This window comes from Cryobacterium levicorallinum (genome assembly GCF_004402405.1).
In the GTDB taxonomy this organism is placed as follows: Bacteria; Actinomycetota; Actinomycetes; order Actinomycetales; family Microbacteriaceae; genus Cryobacterium; species Cryobacterium levicorallinum.
The window spans coordinates 152,133-169,417 of the sequence record NZ_SOFE01000011.1; the positions used below are offsets into that span (position 1 = coordinate 152,133).

The 17,285-nt window shown below is 64.9% G+C and carries 15 protein-coding genes and 1 tRNA gene; 6 read left to right on the plus strand and 10 right to left on the minus strand.

The features are described from left to right. Positions 1-87: 87 nt before the first annotated feature. Positions 88-1,776, minus strand: a complete 1,689-nt coding sequence (aceB, locus tag E3O11_RS06080; protein WP_092448379.1) for a malate synthase A — start codon at positions 1,774-1,776, stop codon at positions 88-90. A 267-nt stretch (positions 1,777-2,043) separates the two neighbouring features. Between aceB and E3O11_RS06085 the strand changes: the two genes are divergently transcribed. The 3 genes from E3O11_RS06085 to E3O11_RS06095 all read left to right on the plus strand — a co-directional run bounded on the left by E3O11_RS06085 (position 2,044) and on the right by E3O11_RS06095 (position 6,215). Next, positions 2,044-3,525, plus strand: coding sequence for an XRE family transcriptional regulator (locus E3O11_RS06085; RefSeq protein WP_092448380.1), 1,482 nt, complete (start codon positions 2,044-2,046; stop codon positions 3,523-3,525). 252 nt (positions 3,526-3,777) lie between these two features. Further along, on the plus strand, positions 3,778-4,746 hold the full coding sequence (locus E3O11_RS06090; protein ID WP_092448381.1) for an ATP-binding cassette domain-containing protein: 969 nt from the start codon (positions 3,778-3,780) through the stop codon (positions 4,744-4,746). 104 nt (positions 4,747-4,850) lie between these two features. Then, the gene (locus E3O11_RS06095; RefSeq protein ID WP_092448382.1) at positions 4,851-6,215 is read left to right on the plus strand and encodes an NAD-dependent succinate-semialdehyde dehydrogenase; all 1,365 of its coding nucleotides are present in this window, start codon (positions 4,851-4,853) and stop codon (positions 6,213-6,215) included. Between the two features lie 270 nt (positions 6,216-6,485). On the opposite strand, the gene rplA is transcribed toward E3O11_RS06095, so the two are convergent. The 7 genes from rplA to E3O11_RS06130 all read right to left on the minus strand — a co-directional run bounded on the left by rplA (position 6,486) and on the right by E3O11_RS06130 (position 11,818). Then, complete coding sequence (gene rplA / locus E3O11_RS06100; RefSeq protein WP_092448383.1) at positions 6,486-7,175, minus strand: 50S ribosomal protein L1; 690 nt, start codon at positions 7,173-7,175, stop codon at positions 6,486-6,488. Between the two features lie 123 nt (positions 7,176-7,298). Then, positions 7,299-7,730: a 50S ribosomal protein L11 gene (rplK, locus tag E3O11_RS06105; protein WP_092106326.1), complete on the minus strand. Its 432-nt coding sequence runs from the start codon at positions 7,728-7,730 to the stop codon at positions 7,299-7,301. Between the two features lie 136 nt (positions 7,731-7,866). Beyond that, the gene (gene nusG, locus E3O11_RS06110) at positions 7,867-8,820 is read right to left on the minus strand and encodes a transcription termination/antitermination protein NusG (protein ID WP_092448384.1); all 954 of its coding nucleotides are present in this window, start codon (positions 8,818-8,820) and stop codon (positions 7,867-7,869) included. Positions 8,821-8,920: 100 nt separating this feature from the next. After that, entirely contained in the window at positions 8,921-9,193 is a 273-nt protein-coding gene (gene secE / locus E3O11_RS06115) for a preprotein translocase subunit SecE (RefSeq protein WP_092448385.1), read from the minus strand. 42 nt (positions 9,194-9,235) lie between these two features. Continuing rightward, positions 9,236-9,308 (minus strand) — tRNA-Trp (locus tag E3O11_RS06120). Between the two features lie 216 nt (positions 9,309-9,524). Further along, on the minus strand, positions 9,525-10,979 hold the full coding sequence (locus E3O11_RS06125; RefSeq protein ID WP_241994665.1) for a phytoene desaturase family protein: 1,455 nt from the start codon (positions 10,977-10,979) through the stop codon (positions 9,525-9,527). Continuing rightward, a complete protein-coding gene (locus tag E3O11_RS06130; protein WP_092448386.1) occupies positions 10,976-11,818 on the minus strand; it encodes a UbiA family prenyltransferase in 843 nt (280 codons plus the stop codon). Before E3O11_RS06130 ends, E3O11_RS06125 begins: the two co-directional genes overlap by 4 nt. A gap of 173 nt (positions 11,819-11,991) precedes the next feature. Here E3O11_RS06130 and E3O11_RS06135 point away from each other — a divergent pair, with 173 nt between their 5' ends. The 3 genes from E3O11_RS06135 (at position 11,992) to E3O11_RS06145 (ending at position 15,069) form a co-directional block, all read left to right on the plus strand. Further along, positions 11,992-13,194 carry a pyridoxal phosphate-dependent aminotransferase gene (locus E3O11_RS06135; protein ID WP_092448387.1) on the plus strand — a complete coding sequence of 401 codons (1,203 nt, stop codon included), beginning with the start codon at positions 11,992-11,994 and terminating at the stop codon, positions 13,192-13,194. Positions 13,195-13,273: 79 nt separating this feature from the next. Beyond that, a complete protein-coding gene (locus E3O11_RS06140) occupies positions 13,274-14,218 on the plus strand; it encodes an ABC transporter ATP-binding protein (protein ID WP_092448388.1) in 945 nt (314 codons plus the stop codon). Then, a complete protein-coding gene (locus E3O11_RS06145) occupies positions 14,215-15,069 on the plus strand; it encodes an ABC transporter permease (protein WP_092448389.1) in 855 nt (284 codons plus the stop codon). Before E3O11_RS06140 ends, E3O11_RS06145 begins: the two co-directional genes overlap by 4 nt. A gap of 21 nt (positions 15,070-15,090) precedes the next feature. Here the strand turns inward: E3O11_RS06145 and E3O11_RS06150 are convergent, their stop codons facing one another. After that, positions 15,091-15,759 (minus strand): LuxR C-terminal-related transcriptional regulator, encoded by a 669-nt coding sequence (locus tag E3O11_RS06150; RefSeq protein ID WP_092448474.1) that lies wholly within the window; start codon positions 15,757-15,759, stop codon positions 15,091-15,093. A gap of 38 nt (positions 15,760-15,797) precedes the next feature. Further along, positions 15,798-17,240, minus strand: a complete 1,443-nt coding sequence (locus tag E3O11_RS06155) for an ATP-binding protein (RefSeq protein WP_092448390.1) — start codon at positions 17,238-17,240, stop codon at positions 15,798-15,800. Between the last annotated feature and the right edge of the window lie 45 nt (positions 17,241-17,285).

The following is a 17,285-nucleotide window of genomic DNA, read 5'->3' on the forward strand; positions in this document are numbered from 1 at the left end:
CGAAAAAACGGGCAAACGGATGCTTCACCCCTGTGATGTTGCCGGGGTGAAGCATCCATTTGCCCGCTTTCGCGAACGCCGAATGAGTTATAAGAAGCGGGCGTACGCTCCGACCGTCAAGAAGGTCGGGAACTCGGGCTCGAGCGCCGACGTGCGCAGCACGGTGAGGGCGTCGTCGAAGCGGTCGGTGGGGGTGCGCTCGAGGCCGTCCACGATCTCGTCGAGCACCTCTTCGACCCAGTCGGAGTCGATTCGGCGACCCTCGGCGGTGACCGAGTTCTCGTGGATCCACTGCCAGAGCTGCGAGCGGGAGATCTCCGCGGTAGCGGCGTCTTCCATCAGGTTGTCGATTGCCGCAGCACCAACGCCGCGCAGCCAGGACTCGATGTAGCGGAGCGCTATGAGCACGTTGCCGCGCACGCCGGCCTCGGTGATCTGACCGCCGACCGAGGCGACGTCGAGTAGCTGGGCCGCCGTCACACTCACCTCGGGGCGGGTGCGCTCGACCTGGTTCGGCCGGTCGCCGAGCACCTTGTCGAACTCGGCCTGCGCGGTCGGGATCAGGTCGGGGTGCGCCACCCAGGAACCGTCGAAGCCGTCGGTGGCCTCACGCTTCTTGTCGGCGGCGACCTGGGCGAGCGCCTGCTCGGTGACGGCCGTGTCGCGACGGTTCGGGATGAACGCGCTCATGCCGCCGATGGCGAAAGCTCCGCGGCGGTGGCAGGTGGCCACGAGCAGCTCCGTGTAGGCCCGCATGAACGGCACCGTCATGGTGATCTGCTTGCGGTCAGGAAAGACGAAGCGACTGCCACGAGCCCGAAACGTCTTGATGATGCTGAAGATGTAGTCCCAGCGGCCGGCGTTCAGCCCGGCGCAGTGGTCGCGCAGCTCGTAGAGGATCTCGTCCATCTCGAAGCCGGCCTGAATCGTCTCGATCAGCACGGTGGCACGCACGGTGCCGTACGGGATTCCGAGACGCTCTTCGGCATAGGTGAAGATGTCATTCCACAGGCGGGCTTCCTTGTGGCTCTCCAGCTTGGCGAGGTAGAAGTACGGGCCGGTGCCGTTCTCGATGAGCTTCTTGGCGTTGTGGAAGAAGTACAGGCCGAAGTCGATCAGGCTGCCCGAGGACTTCATGCGACGGTTGGCTGCATCAACGAAGGTCACGTGCTTCTCGACCAAATGCCAGCCACGCGGACGCATCACGATGGTCGGCGTGGTCTTGTTCGTGATCTCGTATTTTTTGCCCTCGGGGCTCGTGTAGCTCAGCTGGCCGCGCACCTGGTCGAACAGGGTCAGCTGGCCCTCGATGACGTTGGTCCAGGTCGGGCTGGTGGCGTCTTCCTGGTCGGCGAGCCACACCTTGGCGCTCGAGTTGAGCGCGTTGATGGCCATCTTGCGGTCGGTCGGACCAGTTATCTCCACGCGGCGGTCTTCCAGACCGGGTCCGGCTCCTGCAACGCTCCAGGTTGAATCCAAGCGGATGCTCTCGGTAACGCTTAGAAATTTGGGGTCGCGACCATTCGCGGCATCCACTCGAGTCTGCAGCCGGGCAGCGAGCAGGTCGTGCCGAGTGCCGGCAAAATGCTCGTGCAGCTCGGCGAGAAATTCGAGGGCGTCCGGCGTGAGGATCTCGTCGTAGCGGTCTGCGAGCGGGCCGGTCACCTCGAGGTGCGGGCGGATGGTGGCGAAGCTGCCGGTCGTGGTCTTCACCTTGTCGGTCTTGATCGGCGCGGAGGTGACCGTCTGATCAATGGTCGGGTTTGGGGTGTTCATGGTCTGGCTCCTTGCGAAAGTAGGTGAAACCGACAGGGGGCGAACCCGAATTGCGGTGCGCCCGATCTCAGGCTGAATGGTGGTGGAACGGTTCTGCTTCGGTCGAACCGATGAGCGCGAGGGTGGATGCGTTCAGTGTTCAAATCGTCGTTACTGGCCTGTGTTCATACTCTGCCGGGTCTGCACGCTACAAAACCAAAATATACCGGCAGAAGAAACCCCGTTCTTCTGATTGTGGAAACTTTTGAATCGTGTGACACTGTGTGAATGGTTCCCGCTGAAGCCCTCGCCGCCCTGTCGTCCCTCGCCGTCGATGAACCCGAGCTCGACGCTCTCACCCTCGGGCGGCGCATCCGCGAGCTGCGTACCGCCCGCCGCATGACGCTCGACACCCTCGCCGCCGCCATCGACCGCGCGCCGTCGCAGGTGTCGATGATGGAGAACGGCAAGCGCGAACCGCGCCTGTCCATGCTGCGCACGATCGCCCTCGCCCTCGGCACGACCGTTGATGAATTGATGCGAACGGATGCCCCCTCCGAGCGAGCCGCACTGGAAATCTCGGTCGAACGCGCCCAGCGCGGCCCGGTGTTTCAGGCGTTGGGCCTCCCCCGCATCCGTGTGAGCAAGGGGCAGAGCGACGAAACGCTGCACACCATTCTGAGCCTGCACAACGAGATCGACCGGCTCAACCGGGAACGAGCCGCGACCCCGGAGGAAGCCCGGCGGGCTAACTCGGCCCTGCGCCAGATCATGCGGCAGCAGGACAATTATTTTCCCGAGCTTGAGGCCCAGGCCCTCGAAATTCTCACCGCGGTGGGGCATTCCGGCGGCCCGGTATCGCAGCAGCTCGTCGCCGACATGGCCACCCATCTGGGCTTCTCACTGCACTACGTGAACGATCTGCCGCACTCCACCCGGTCGGTCACGGACAAACGCAACGGGCGGATTTACCTGCCGACGAACCGCTCGGCCTCTCGGGATTCCCGCTCCCCGATCGTGCAGGCCTTCGCCAGCGAACTATGCGCACACGAGGAACCGAAAAATTATGCAGAATTTCTGCGTCAGCGGGTGGAGACGAACTATCTCACCGCCGCCATTCTGCTGCCGGAGCGTGATGCCGTTCGCATGCTGACCGAAGCGAAGACCCTGCGGCGCATCTCGATGGAAGACCTGCGCGACGCCTTCGCCGTCTCCTACGAAATGGCCGCACATCGCTTCACCAACCTCGCCACCGCCCGGCTCGAAATTCCGGTGCACTTCATGAAGGTGCACGAGTCGGGCACCATCATCAAGGCCTACGAGAACGACAATGTGCGCTTTCCCAGCGATGCGCTCGGCGCGGTCGAGGGCACCACGGTTTGCCGCAGCTGGACCGCCCGCACCGTATTCGACGTTGCCGATCGCTTCAGCGCCTGGTACCAGTACACCGACATGCCAGCCGGAAGCTTCTGGTGTACCTCACGCGTCGAGAAGGCCAAGGAGGGCGAATACTCGGTGAGTGTGGGCGTTCCCTTCGCCCACGTGAAGTGGTTTCGCGGGCGTGAAACGTCAAACCGCGCCGTGTCGCTCTGCCCGGACGAGTCGTGCTGCCGCCGGGCGCCCGACAACCTGGCCGACCGCTGGGCCGGGCAATCCTGGCCAGCCGCGCGCACGCCGACCAGCCTGCTCGCCGCACTGCCCACCGGAACATTTCCCGGCGTCGACCAGACTGAGGTCTACCAGTTTCTCGAGGCCCACTCGCCGCACTGAGCACCACGATGACCCGGCGGCGGAGGATTCACTGGGTCTAACTGGAAGATTACTGGGGTGTGAGCATCCGCTCAAAAAAAGAAAAACAAACCGGTACGTTGTTGGCACCGGTATTAGCTAGCATTGGGTAGACGTGAGGGTGCTGTCGAGTCTGGCACACGCTCACAGCCCTATGCACCAGAGAGTTTCGGTTGTGAGCGTCAGTTCCACGTTTCAGTCCCTGCTCTCGCCCTACTGAAATGCGAGCTGACCATGACTGATGCTCGCGCCGTTCTTCGTCGGATCAATCTCGCCGTGCGGGCAGGAATCCCCTCGGCCGAGTCGGCACTCACGCCGCCGGACGAGTCGCTCGATCCCGCCGCGCCGACTGCACCGACCGCGGAGACCACGGTTCCGCTGCCGTCGCACTGGTTTCGCTCGGCGGCCGTGCTGGACGTGCGCGGACTGCGCGTTGCTGCGGGAGCCCGCCCCGACGCACCGCTGCTGGTCAATGGCATCTCACTTTCTATAACCCGCGGCGAAGTGATCGGGCTGGTCGGCGACGCCAATTCCGGCGCCCTCGAGATCGCCCAGTGCATCGCCGGTCTGCTGCCGGCTCCGGCGGTCATCCGTTCCGGGTCGATTCTGTTCAACGGCGGGGAACTGGTTGGTCTGCCCCCGCGACCGCGCGACCGGCCGCGGGACGCAAGGATCGCCTACCTGCCGCGCGATCCACTCGGCAGTCTCGACCACGGAGTGACCGTCGGAACGAAGCTGACCGCACCGCTGCGTTACCTCGGCCTGGCCAAGACGGCCGCCTATGAGCGTTCGCTGGCCCTGCTGGATCAGGCTGGGGTCGAGCGCCCGGAGGACACGTTCATGTCCTACCCGCACCAGCTGTCGCACGTGGTCGCCCAGCGCGTACACATTGCCGCTTCACTCGCGAGCAAGCCCGACCTCGTCGTGGCCGATAACCCCACAGACGCCCTGGACGCGTCAGACAGCTCAGACATTCTGGACCTGCTGCGGATGTTGCAGCGCGACAACGGGCTGACGATGATCATGGTCACGCGCTCGATCAGCGTGGCGGCGCTAACCTGCCAGCGGGTCGCCGTTGTTCGTTCCGGCACAATCGTGGAATATGCCTCGGTCGCCGAACTCTTCGGCTCGCCAAAGCATCCGCATACCCGCGAACTGCTGCATGCGGAGCAGAATCAGTGGCCAGGGAGCCCCGCGCTGTAGCTTCTGCGGCTGCGTCGTCTTTAATCATCCGCTGCTATATCTTTGACAAACCAGAGTTTGCATCGGCGCCGGTATTTGGTGCCTGACCAGTGAAGGATAAGCCTATGACCAGCTACGCAGTCATCAACCCGGCCAACGGGGCGACAGTCAAGACCTACGACACAATCTCGGATGCCGACCTCACCACCGCGATCACCGCCGCAGACGACGCCCACACCTGGTCGCGCTCCGTCAGCGTCGATGATCGCGCAGCGCTCATCCGCCGCGTGGCCGAACTGCACCGCGAGCGCCGCCAGGAGCTTGCCGAGATCATCGTGCGCGAAATGGGTAAGCCCATGGAGCAGGCCCTCGGCGAGGTCGACTTCAGCGCCGATATTTACGCCTATTACGCCGACAACGCGACGGACCTGCTGAAAGACGAAGCCATCACCCTGCTCGCCGGCGAAGGTTCGGCGCTTATGCGTCGCAGCTCACTCGGCGTGCTGCTCGGAATCATGCCGTGGAACTTTCCTTACTACCAGGTTGCCCGGTTCGCCGGACCAAACCTGATCATCGGCAACACCATCCTGCTCAAGCACGCCGAGCAGTGCCCAGAATCGGCCGCCGCGATCGCGCAGATCATGCTCGACGCCGGTTTCCCCGAGGGTGCTTACACCAACCTCTACGCTTCCCATGATCAGATCGCCACGGTCATCGCCGACAAGCGCCTGCAGGGTGTCTCGCTCACCGGTTCGGAACGCGCCGGAGCGGCGATTGCTGAGCTGGCCGGACGCAACTTGAAGAAGGTCGTGCTCGAGCTCGGCGGCTCCGACCCGTTCATCCTGCTGTCCACCGACGACCTGGATGAGACCGTCGGTGCCGCCGTGGCTGCTCGCATCGACAACAATGGCCAGGCCTGCAATGCTGCCAAGCGCTTCATCGTCATCGAGGAGCTATACCAGCCCTTCCTCGAAAAGTTCACGGCGGCAATCAATGCCGTCGAGCTGGGCGACCCGACCAAAGACGGTACCGGACTCGGGCCGCTTTCCTCGAAAAAGGCCACCGAGACTCTGACCGAGCAGGTTGCGCGCGCGGTGGCTCAGGGTGCCACCCTCGTCACGGGCGGAACCGCTGAGGGCAACTTCTTCGCCGCAACCGTGCTCACCGACGTGTTGCCCGGGTCCGATGCCTTCCACGAAGAATTCTTCGGCCCGGTCGCACAGATCTTCAGCGTCCCCGACGAGGCCGCAGCACTAGCATTGGCCAACAACACTCCGTTTGGCCTGGGTTCCTACGTCTTCACGACCGACCCAGAGCAGGCACTGCGCGTGGCCGACGGCATTGAGGCTGGCATGGTCTTCATCAATTTGGTCGGCGCCGACGGTGCCGAGCTGCCCTTCGGTGGCGTCAAACGTTCCGGCTCGGGGCGCGAACTGGGCCGTTTCGGTGCCGACGAATTCGTCAACAAAAAGATGATTCGCATCGGCTGACCCGTCCGCTGCGGCAGCTTCTCAGCGGATGCGCGCGCCCCCTACGGCTGCGCGCTACGCCACAGCTACCGGAGCGCGTACCCGACTGGGCACGGCCGAGACAAGCGATGGCGGCGGGTTGCTCGCGGGGTGTCGAGTGTTGAGCTGAGGAGCTGAGGAGCAAGTGCTCCCTGCCAGCGCGACCCACGGAGAACCAACCCGGCCATCATCATCCGTTTAAATGAAGCAGGGCCCGTCCGAAGACGGGCCCTGCTTCAGTGAAGCGGATGCTTAGATGCTGTTGACATCGAGCTGGATGCCAGGACCGAAGGTGGTCGAGACGACGCCCTTCGTGATGTAACGGCCCTTGGACGAGCTCGGCTTGAGGCGAACAATCTCTTCGAGCGCTGCGGAGATGTTCTCGTTGAGCTGCTCGGCGGAGAAGGATGCCTTGCCAACGACGAAGTGCACGTTGGAGTGCTTGTCGACGCGGAATTCGATCTTTCCACCCTTGATGTCGGACACGGCCTTGGCGACGTCGGGCGTCACTGTTCCGGTCTTCGGGTTCGGCATGAGGCCACGCGGGCCGAGAACCTTTCCGAGACGACCGACCTTACCCATGAGCTCGGGGGTCGAAACGGCGGAGTCGAACGAGGTGTAACCAGCGGCTACCTTCTCGATAAGCTCGTCGCCACCGACCTCGTCGGCGCCGGCTGCGATAGCCGCTTCGGCGGCGGGGCCGGTTGCGAAGACGATGACGCGGGCGGTGCGGCCGGTGCCGTGCGGGAGGATGACGGTTCCACGAACCATCTGGTCGGCCTTGCGCGGGTCGACTCCGAGGCGGAGGGCGACCTCAACCGTGGAGTTGAACTTCGCGGAGCCGGTCTCCTTGGCGAGGGTGACGGCTTCGACGGGCGTGTAGAAGTTGTCTTCGCCGATTTTCGCGGCGGAGGCGCGGTACGCCTTTGACTTGGTTGCCATGTGAAATCTCCTGTATGTACTTCAGAGTGTGGTGCGAGCCTGGCAGGCTCTTCCACTAATTGCTTAGGGTGCTCACGCGCCGTGTGGCGCAGAAGCGAGGGGGTGTTCGCGCAGTTGTTAGTGCTAGGCGCTGACCGTGATGCCCATGGAACGGGCGGTTCCGGCGATGATCTTCGCGGCGGCGTCGATGTCGTTGGCGTTGAGGTCAACCATCTTCGCTTCAGCGATCTCGCGAACCTGAGCCTGCGTGAGGTTGGCAACCTTGACGGTGTGCGGGGTTCCGCTGCCCTTGGCGACGCCGGCAGCCTTCTTGATGAGCTCCGCTGCGGGCGGGGTCTTCAGGATGAAGGTGAACGAACGGTCGTCATAGACGGTGATCTCAACGGGGATGACGTTGCCGCGCTGGGCTTCGGTCGCTGCGTTGTAGGCCTTGCAGAACTCCATGATGTTAACGCCGTGCTGACCCAGTGCCGGCCCGATGGGCGGTGCGGGGTTGGCTGCGCCGGCCTTGATCTGAAGCTTGATCAGACCGGTAACCTTCTTCTTCGGTGCCATTGTGTTGTCCTTCGTATTGATGTGCGAGCTGCCCCGAAGGACTGCTCTCCCGGTGGCCCGGATGGGCCCCGGTGGTTTGGGAACCTAGCGTGGATGACCCGCGCGGGTCATCCGTTCTGCCGGTAAGAGGTGCTGGTTAGAGCTTGGTGACCTGGTCGAAGCTGAGCTCGACCGGCGTCTCACGCTCGAACAGGGAAACGAGCACGATGAGCTTGCCGCTCTCCGGCTTGATCTCGCTGATCGAACCGGGCAGGCCCGCGAACGAGCCTTCCTTGATCGTGATGGTCTCGCCGATTTCGTAGTCGACCTCAGCAGCGATGACGCGCTGCGCCGACTTTCCGGGGGCGCCCCCAGCTTTGGTCGGGGCTTCGACGATTTCGACGAGTCCCTTGAGCATGCCGAAGGCCTCTTCGAAGCGCAGCGGCGTGGGGTTGTGGGCGTTGCCGACGAAGCCGGTCACACCGGGGGTGTGGCGAACAACCGACCAGCTGTCTTCGTCGAGGTCCATGCGCACGAGCACGTAGCCCGGGATGCGCACACGGGTGACCATCTTGCGCTGGCCATTCTTGATCTCGACGACATCTTCCATGGGAACTTCGCACTGGTAGATGAAATCTTCCATCGCCATCGACTGCTTGCGGTTCTCAATGTTCGACTTCACGCGACGCTCGAAACCGGCGTAGGAGTGAATGACGTACCACTTACCCGGCAGAAAGCGCAGCTCCTTGCGGAAAGCTTCGTAGGGGTCGATCTCGGCGTCGTCTTCTGCATCTTCGGCGTTGACGAGCTTGCCTTCATCTTCGACGGCTTCGACGGAGGCGTCGGCCTCTTCGGCGGAATCAATGTCGAGGGCGCCGTCGACAATGGCGTCAGCTTCGGGATCGGCGGACTCGGCCAGGGCATCGAGAGCGGCGTCGAGGTTGACCTCAACGTCGTTGTTCTCGTCGATGACGTGCAGGGCAACCTGCTCTGCGGCCTCTACGGAGTCTTCGTCGGCCGCGAGGGTGTTGCCCTCTTGCGCTTCGTCGTCCTCGGAGGACTGCTCAGCGGCAGTGGCCCAGTCGACATCGTCGTGCTTCGTCTCAGTCACTAAATCTCAATCCTTATTTGTTCTACGTGTTCAAGTGTGTATGGGCACGGGTGCCAGTAATGCTTGGCGGTCCGATCAAAGCGGATGCCGGTGGCGGGAGTTATCCCGGCGTTCCGAAGACGTAGAGAACGGCGAGGCCGAACACCCAGTCCAGGAGCGACACGATGCCCATCATGATGACAACGAAGACGAGCACGACGCCGGTGTAGCTCAGCAGCTCTTTACGAGTCGGAGTGACCACCTTGCGCAGTTCTGCAAAGACCTGCTTGATAAACAGGGACAGCCGAGCGAAAGGTCCGCGACTTGACTCGCGTGCCATTCGTGCGTTCGCGACGATTTCCTCACCGGGTTCGTCGACAACTTTTCGGGCCACCTGTTTACACCTCTCATGGTCGGCGGACTAACCACCGATGTGCAGGGCGGACAGGACTCGAACCTGCAACCTGCGGTTTTGGAGACCGCTGCTCTACCAATTGAGCCACCACCCTATGGAAGTAAATTCACCCTGCAGTTCTACGTTCTCCGGCGATTTACCACTCAGAAAAAGGCGCAGAAAAGCATGGCAGAATTCAACTACCTTGAACCAGTCTAGGTCACGGACCGGCCACTGTAAAGCTGAGACGAGTTCGCGCCGAAGTACGATCCTTGTTTCAGTGCTAGCTTGGCACACTCTCGCGGTCGGCGGGATTGCGGCCGGCGACGGGTCAGTGACCGTCCAGCCGGCCGATCAGCTTGTGCATCGCGGTCATGGCTCCCCCGAGCACGGCCGGGATGCCGCCACCGGGGTGTACCGAGGCGCCCACCCGCCAGAGCCACGGGTGCGCCCGGCTGGTATACCCGGGTCGGTGGAATGGGCCGCTCTGCCAAAGTGGATTGGTCGCGCCATACAGCGCACCCCCCGCGGAGCCCCAGCCGGCGAAGTAGCGCGGGTCGAGCACGACGTGGTCTCGGAACAGCTCGGTGATGGGCCGGTCCAGTCCCACTGCGGAGCTGACCCGGGCCATCTCGTCGGCGACCCAGGGAGTGTCGAGATCGTAGTGTCGGCCGTCGGCAGGCGCGGTGAGGAGCACGGCTACCGTCGGCCGATCGTTGGGATAGATCTCGTTCGGGCGGTAATAGTTCAGGAACGCCATGGTCTGCTCTGGAGCGACGCCGGCGTCCAGGCTGCGGTGCAGCGCGGCCGGGTCGTCGGGCAGCACCACAGAATGGGTGGCCGTCCCTGCGGGCAGCGGCGCTGCGAGTGACGCGTAGACGGCCACTCCGGAGCAGGACAGCGACCGCGGTCGCGCTTTCGGCCGTCCAAGGAGCTCGTCGAGCACGCCCCGGTCAAGCCCGCTCACGATCACGTCTGCCGGGTAGGTCGCCGAAGTCGTCGACACGAGTCCGTTGCGCACAGCCGTGACGGGCTCGCCCGTGTGCACCTGTGCGCCCGCGTGGAGTGCCAGCCGATGCAGCGCCAGCGGAAGCTCATTGACTCCGCCTTCGGGGACCCAGACGCCATCGGTGGCCATGATGGCCGGCATGCTCGCATACAGCGCGAGGGTCTGCCGGGGCGAGACGCCCGCGTTGAGGGTGTGGATGGCGATGACCTCACGCAGTCCGTCGGGCATCCAGGTCAAGCCATCGAGAAAGCCCCGTGTGGTCAGCCGTCTGCCGTAGAGGCGGAATACCCGGCGCACGGCCGGGAGCGACGCCGGGCTGGCTGGGTCGGCGGTGAGCATGCTCGTGACTTCGGGTCCCAACCCACCGTGCTCGCGTTCGAACCGGGTCCAGGCCGCATGCCACGGATGCCCCGGCGGCACCGGCAGGGTGACGCTGTCACCGGCATAGAAATACCGACCGACTTCGGGCAGTTTCTTCAGGGTCAGCGCGGCGACCGCCGCGGCCTCGGCGGGAGCGGACCGCCGGGCGCCGATGGCGTCGTAACGGGCAAGCAATTCCTCCCACACCGGGGGGAAGGTGACCAGAGCCGGCCCGGTATCCACGCGCTGCCCGTCGATCTCTAGGCGTCGGCTCTTTCCTCCGATCCAGTCGGATCCTTCCAGCACGGTCACCGAGTGCCCGGCGCGGGCCAGCAGAGCGGCGGCGGTCAATCCACCAATGCCGGCACCGAGCACGACGATGCGCCGGGGAGTCGATGGCATGCGGGATCGCTTCATGGATACGTTCCTAACAGAATGGCGGCCACGACCTGGGCTCCGGCGACGGAACCAGCAACGTAGGGGAAGATGATTGAGTACCGATAAAGTCTGTGCGCCGTGACGGGTGTTGGGTCACGCCCCAACGACCACACCAGCCAGCCGGCGATGAGCGCGTTCACCAGCGCTACCGGCCAGTTGATGAGGGCGAAACCGACGGTGGACAGCGCCCACCAGATGGCGCTCCACACCGTGGCGCCGCGCGCGCCGAGATGCACCGCAGTGGTGTGAATACGCGCAGCGCGGTCCTCGTCGATGTCCTGCACCGCGTCGTAGGTGTGTTTGGCGACGCTCCAGGCCATCAGCCCGATCGCCGCCGACCAGATCGGCTGCTCACCGACGGCGAGCGGCACGAACACCAGCGGAAAGGCATACGCGGCGTTACTCAGCGAATCCAAGTAGCGCCGAGCTTTGAAGCGCAGCGGGGGCATCGAGTAGAAGACGAAGATGACCGAGTACGCCGCGATCCAGGCCAGCGCTGCAGGCGGCAGCGTGACCAGAAAAAAGACTAGGAAGGGCACGTTGGTCAGGAGGACGCCGAGCACGATCGGGCGGGTCTCCGAGCCGAGGATTCGAGCACCCTCGTGTCCACCCTTGCGGGCGTTCTGGGCATCCGTTTCTTGGTCGAAGATGTCGTTCACGCCGTAGATCAGCAGGTTGAACGGCAGGGTCACCCAGAGTAGGAGGGGCAGCACGTCCCAGCGCCATAAATCGCCGAGGAGCCACATTCCGATGACGGTCGTGCCGATGGTGTTCACCCACAGCACCGGTCGGGAGATTTGAACCAGGCGCGTAAGCATTTTCTCACTCTAGCTAGCTCGGCGAGAGATCTCGCTACGAGGCCACACGCCGCCCCGCCGAAACGACGGTCGAGCAGCACCGCGGCCCCGTCAGGACCTCAGAAGGAGCGGATCGGCCGACCAAGAGTGCTCCCACTGACCGACTCCCGGGAGGGGATAGCTAAACTCAACGTGTGGCTCACGAACTCAAGCGAATTTCTACCCGCATCGGCTCGATCGCGGAGTCGGCGACCCTCAAGGTCGACGGCAAGGCCAAGGCGTTACAGGCGGCCGGACGGCCGGTGATCAGCTTCGCGGCGGGGGAACCCGACTTTCTGACGCCCGAGCACATCGTCGAGGCCGCTTTGGTCGCCGTGCGTGACCCGAAGAACTACCGCTACACCCCGGCAGCCGGACTGCCCGATTTGCGCGAGGCCATTGCCGCCAAAACTCTGCGCGACAGCGGACTCGCGGTATCGCCGAGCCAGGTCGTGGTGACCAACGGAGGCAAGCAGGCCGTCTATCAGGCCTTCGCCACCCTGCTCGATCCGGGCGACGAGGTCATTGTGCCGACTCCGTACTGGACCACCTACCCCGAGGCCATCCGCCTGGCCGGTGGCGTGCAGATCGACGTATTCGCCGGCAGCGACCAGGGCTACCTGGTGACCGTCGAACAGCTTGAGGCCGCGCGCACCCCGCGCAGCAAGGTGCTGTTGTTCGTCTCACCGTCGAACCCCACCGGCGCGGTCTACTCCCCGGAGCAAACCCGAGCCATCGGTCAGTGGGCCGAGGACAACGGGCTCTGGGTCATCTCCGACGAGATCTACCAGAACCTCACCTATGACGGCGTGCGTGCCGTCTCGATCGTCGAAGCTGTTCCGGCCTTGGCCGACCGCACCATTCTGGTTAACGGGGTCGCCAAGACCTACGCCATGACCGGCTGGCGCCTGGGCTGGATGGTTGGCCCCGCTGACGCTATCAAGGCCGCGGCGAACCTGCAGTCGCATCTCTCCTCGAACGTGTCGAACATCTCGCAGCGCGCCGGCATCGCTGCGCTGAACGGCCCCCAGGAGGCCGCTGAGGGTATGCGCGTTGCCTTCGATCGCCGCCGCAAGCTCATCGTCGCCGAGCTGAACAAGATCCCCGGTGTGGTTACCCCCACCCCGCAGGGCGCCTTCTACGTCTACCCCGACGTCACCGGCCTGCTCGGCCGCTCGTGGGGCGGAGCTACACCGACGTCCTCGCTCGAACTGGCCGACCTCATCCTCGATCAGGCCGAGGTGGCGGTCGTTCCCGGTGAGGCCTTCGGACCGAGCGGGTTCCTGCGCATGTCCTACGCGCTCGGCGACGATGCCCTCCTCGAGGGAATCCAGCGCCTGCAGCGGCTGTTCGCCTAGTACGGCATCCGTCGACTGATGGATGAGGGAGACAACCATCGGAGGAGGTACGGGGGCGCGGAAGTGAGATCATGAATCCATGACAGCCACACCCCCGGTCGTGCAGGTGCGCGACCTGCAGAAATCGTATGGCAGTGTCGAGGCCGTGCGCGGCGTGAGCTTCTCGATCGAGGCCGGGGAAACCTTCGCCCTGCTCGGCCCGAATGGCGCCGGCAAGAGCACGACGATCGAGATTCTCGAGGGCTACCGTGATCGTTCCGGCGGTGAGGTGAGCGTGCTTGGCATTGATCCGCACCACGGCGGCTTGGATTGGAAGGCCCGCATCGGCATTGTGCTGCAGACCAGCAACGAGAGCGGCAATGCGACCGTGACCGAGCAGCTGCGCCACTTCGCCGGGTTCTATCCCCATCCCCGCGACGTCGACGAGGTCATCGACGCGGCGGGTCTGCGCGAGAAGGCGAAAACCCGCATCAGCAAGCTTTCCGGCGGGCAGCGCCGCCGAGTGGATGTCGCCCTCGGCATTATCGGACGCCCCGAGCTGCTGTTTCTCGACGAACCGACCACAGGCTTCGACCCCGAGGCCCGGCATCAGTTTTGGAACCTGATTCGCGGACTCAAGGCGGAAGGCACCACCATCCTGCTGACAACCCACTACCTCGACGAGGCCGCGCAACTCGGCGACCGTGCCGGAATCATCGTCGGTGGCCGGCTCATCGACATCGGCCCGCTCGACACAATCGGCGGAGCGGATGCCCGCGTTCCGGTCGTGCGCTGGCGTGACGGCAACGGATTGGTGCGCGAGGAGCGCACGAGCCGCCCGGCGCAGGTCGTGGCGGACCGAGTCGCCAGCGGCAAGGGCGCCGAACTCGAAGGTCTTGAGGTGATCCGACCAAGCCTCGAAGACGTGTACCTGTCCCTCGTGCGCGGTCACGAAGCGACGGCCGCCGGGAACGAAGCTGCCACGTCCGCCCCTGAGGCTCGGCCCGATCCAAGCCGGCTCACCGACAAGGACGTGCGAGCATGAGCGCCACGATAATGAGCACCCGCCCGCAGCACACAGCTCCGAGCACGCTCGCGCTCGGCCTGTCCCGCATCGGCTATGAAACACGCCTGTACTTTCGCTCCCCCGACACCCTGTTGTTCACGTTCTTTTTCCCCTTCATCATGCTTGGCATTTTCACCGCCGCGTTCAGCTCCTCCGGAAATATCGGTGCCAATCCCGACGGTACCGGCGGCGTCAGCGTGGGCGCCTACTACCTGCCGGGAATGCTCGCCGCCGGCATGCTTCTCTCCGGTGTGCAGAACCTCGCCGTCGATATCGCCGGCGAGAAAAGCGACGGCACCCTCAAACGCCTGGGCGGCACCCCGCTGTCCCCACTGAGCTATTTCCTCGGCAAGATCGGACAGGTGTTCGTCACCGCAATTCTTCAGGCCGGCCTCCTACTTCTCGTGGCGCGGCTGGTGCTCGATATCGCGCTGCCGAGCGAACCGGAGAAGTGGGCAACCTTCGCCTGGGTGTTTGTGTTCGGCGTGATCACGAGCGCGTTTCTCGGCATCGCGCTGTCGGCGGTGCCTCGGTCGGGGCGCAGCGCCACGGCCGTTGTGGCTCCCGTAGTGCTCGTGCTGCAGTTCATCTCGGGCGTCTACCTGCAGTTCACGACGCTGCCCGAGTGGATGCAGAACCTGGCGAGCATTTTTCCGCTCAAATGGATGGCGCAGGGCATGCGTTCTGTCTTCCTTCCGGAAAGCTTCGCTGCTGCCGAGCAGAGCGGCACCTGGGATTTGCCTTGGGTGGCCGGCGCCCTCGGCGTCTGGCTGGTGCTGGGGCTTGTGCTGAGCCGGGTGACGTTTCGTTGGATTCGACGCGACGCGTGAGCCTGGCCTGAGGCCCGGGCGCTAAAGCAGTTTGCGCGCGAGCGCCCAGGCGGTCAGTTCGTGGCGGCTGGACAGTTGCAATTTGCGCAGTACCGCCGACACGTGGGTTTCCACGGTCTTGGCGGCGATGAAGAGGGTGCTCGCGACTTCTTTGTAGCTGTAGCCGCGGGCGATGAGGCGCATCACCTCGGTCTCGCGGGCGGAGAGCCGGTCGAGTTCCTCCGTGGTTTCGGCGGTCTCGCCGGCGACGGCGCCGAAGGCGTCGAGCACGAACCCGGCCAGGCGCGGCGAGAACACGGCATCACCCTCGGCGACGCGGCGGGCGGCCTCGGAGACCTCGGCCCCGGAGGCGCTCTTGGTGATGTAGCCGCGGGCACCGGCCCGAATGACGCTCACCACGTCGTCGGCGGCATCCGACACGCTGAGCGCCAGAAACAGGGTGTGCGGGGCGTGCGGCGCCGCCTCGCGAATGACTTCGGTGCCGCCCCCGCCGCGGCCGCCGGGCAGGTGCACGTCGAGCAGTACGACTCGCGGCTGAAGTTCGATCACGGCCGCGATCGCGGCGTCGACCGTCGCCGCCTCACCAAGCACGACGATGTTCGCGTCGAGCTCGGCGCGCAGCCCCGAACGGAAGATGGAGTGATCGTCGACGATGAGTACGGGCAGGCCAGCGGATGCCGCGGCCGGCATTGTGGCCGCAGGGCCGCTTTGGCTCGGGTCATGGTTGGTCATCGCACGCTCGTTTCGGTGTGCTGCTCATCATTCGCCTGCGTGGCGGCCGCAGCGGGCAGGGTCAGCAGAATCTCGGTTCCGGTGCCGCCGGGGCCCGGGCGCACGGCGGCGTTGCCACCAGCCCGGCGCATCCGCCCGAGAATGGATTCGCGCACGCCGAGCCGATCTTTGGAAATCTGGTCAACCCGAAAGCCTGGCCCGCGGTCGGTCACGCTGAGTTGAACGCCCCGGGCGCCCGTCTCGAGATACACCGACACCGCTCCGCCGGCATGCCGGGCCGCATTGAGCATGGCCTCACGGGCGGCGGCGGCGAGTGCTTCTCGGGTGTCGGCAGACGGCGAGTCGGAGCTGCCGGCCGACCCCACGCCCATACCCACTCCGACCGTCACCACCTCGAAATGCACTGCGAAGTCCTCTTCGATCTCGCCCGCGATGCGGCGCAGCGCGGTGGCAAGATCGGTCGCCGGTTCGCCGCTGCCGCCACGAGTTCCGGTGAACAGCCACTCGCGCAGTTCGCGTTCCTGAGCCCGAGCGAGCCGCGCGACGTCACTGTGCGGGCCAGCCTTCTGCTGAATGAGCGCGAGAGTCTGCAGCACGGAGTCGTGCAGGTGCGCGGCAATGTCGGCCCGCTCGGCCTCTCGCGCCCGCGCGGCGCGTTCGTCGGCGAGGTCGCTCCACAGGCGCAGCAGCCACGGAGCGGTGACCACTGCCACTCCCAGCAAAACGGATGCCGCCGCCAAAATAACCGTCCACGCGTTCGGGTTGGTGCCGGTCACGAAAAATAGCAGAATGCCGACGGCGACCAGCACGAGCGCCCCGAGAATGCGCACGAGCAACGCCGAGGATTGCTGCGCCGCACCACTGCGAATGTCAGCGAACTGGCGCCAGGCCAGCGCGGTTCCGGCGAGTACGACAATCGCGGGAACCACCACGGCGAGCGGAATGTCGGCGCCGAGGCGGCTCGCTACGAGGGCACCGCCGGCGGCCAGCAGGGCGAGCCCGAGCAGGATTTCAGTGACGGGCGCGGCGCGCGCGGAGTCGGCATCCGTTTTAACGGCGGGCGCAACGGGACTGGCGAACCGGGAGCCGCCGGGTGACACGGCACCGGGTGAAATAGCATAGGGCGACACAACATAGGGCGACACGACACCGGGAACCGCGGCGGAGCTGGCCAGGGGCGCCAGGCCGCGGGGTGACGTCGACGAGACGCGACTTGAGCGGGCTAGGCTCGACTTGGGCAGCGGGTCGGCGGCCACCCCGCCCGACGGAACCGTGCCCCAGAGCCACGCATAGAGCAGAACGCCGAAACCGCCGCAGAGGCTCAGCAGCACGGTCAGCAAACGAACGGTGACCACCGGAAAACCTGTGTGCTCGGCGAACCCCGCGCACACGCCGCCCACGAGGCGCAGCCGGGGCCGAGTCATCCGTTCTGTTCTCACGTGTTTATCCAAGCACGCCCCACCGACACGACGGAACCCGCGCAG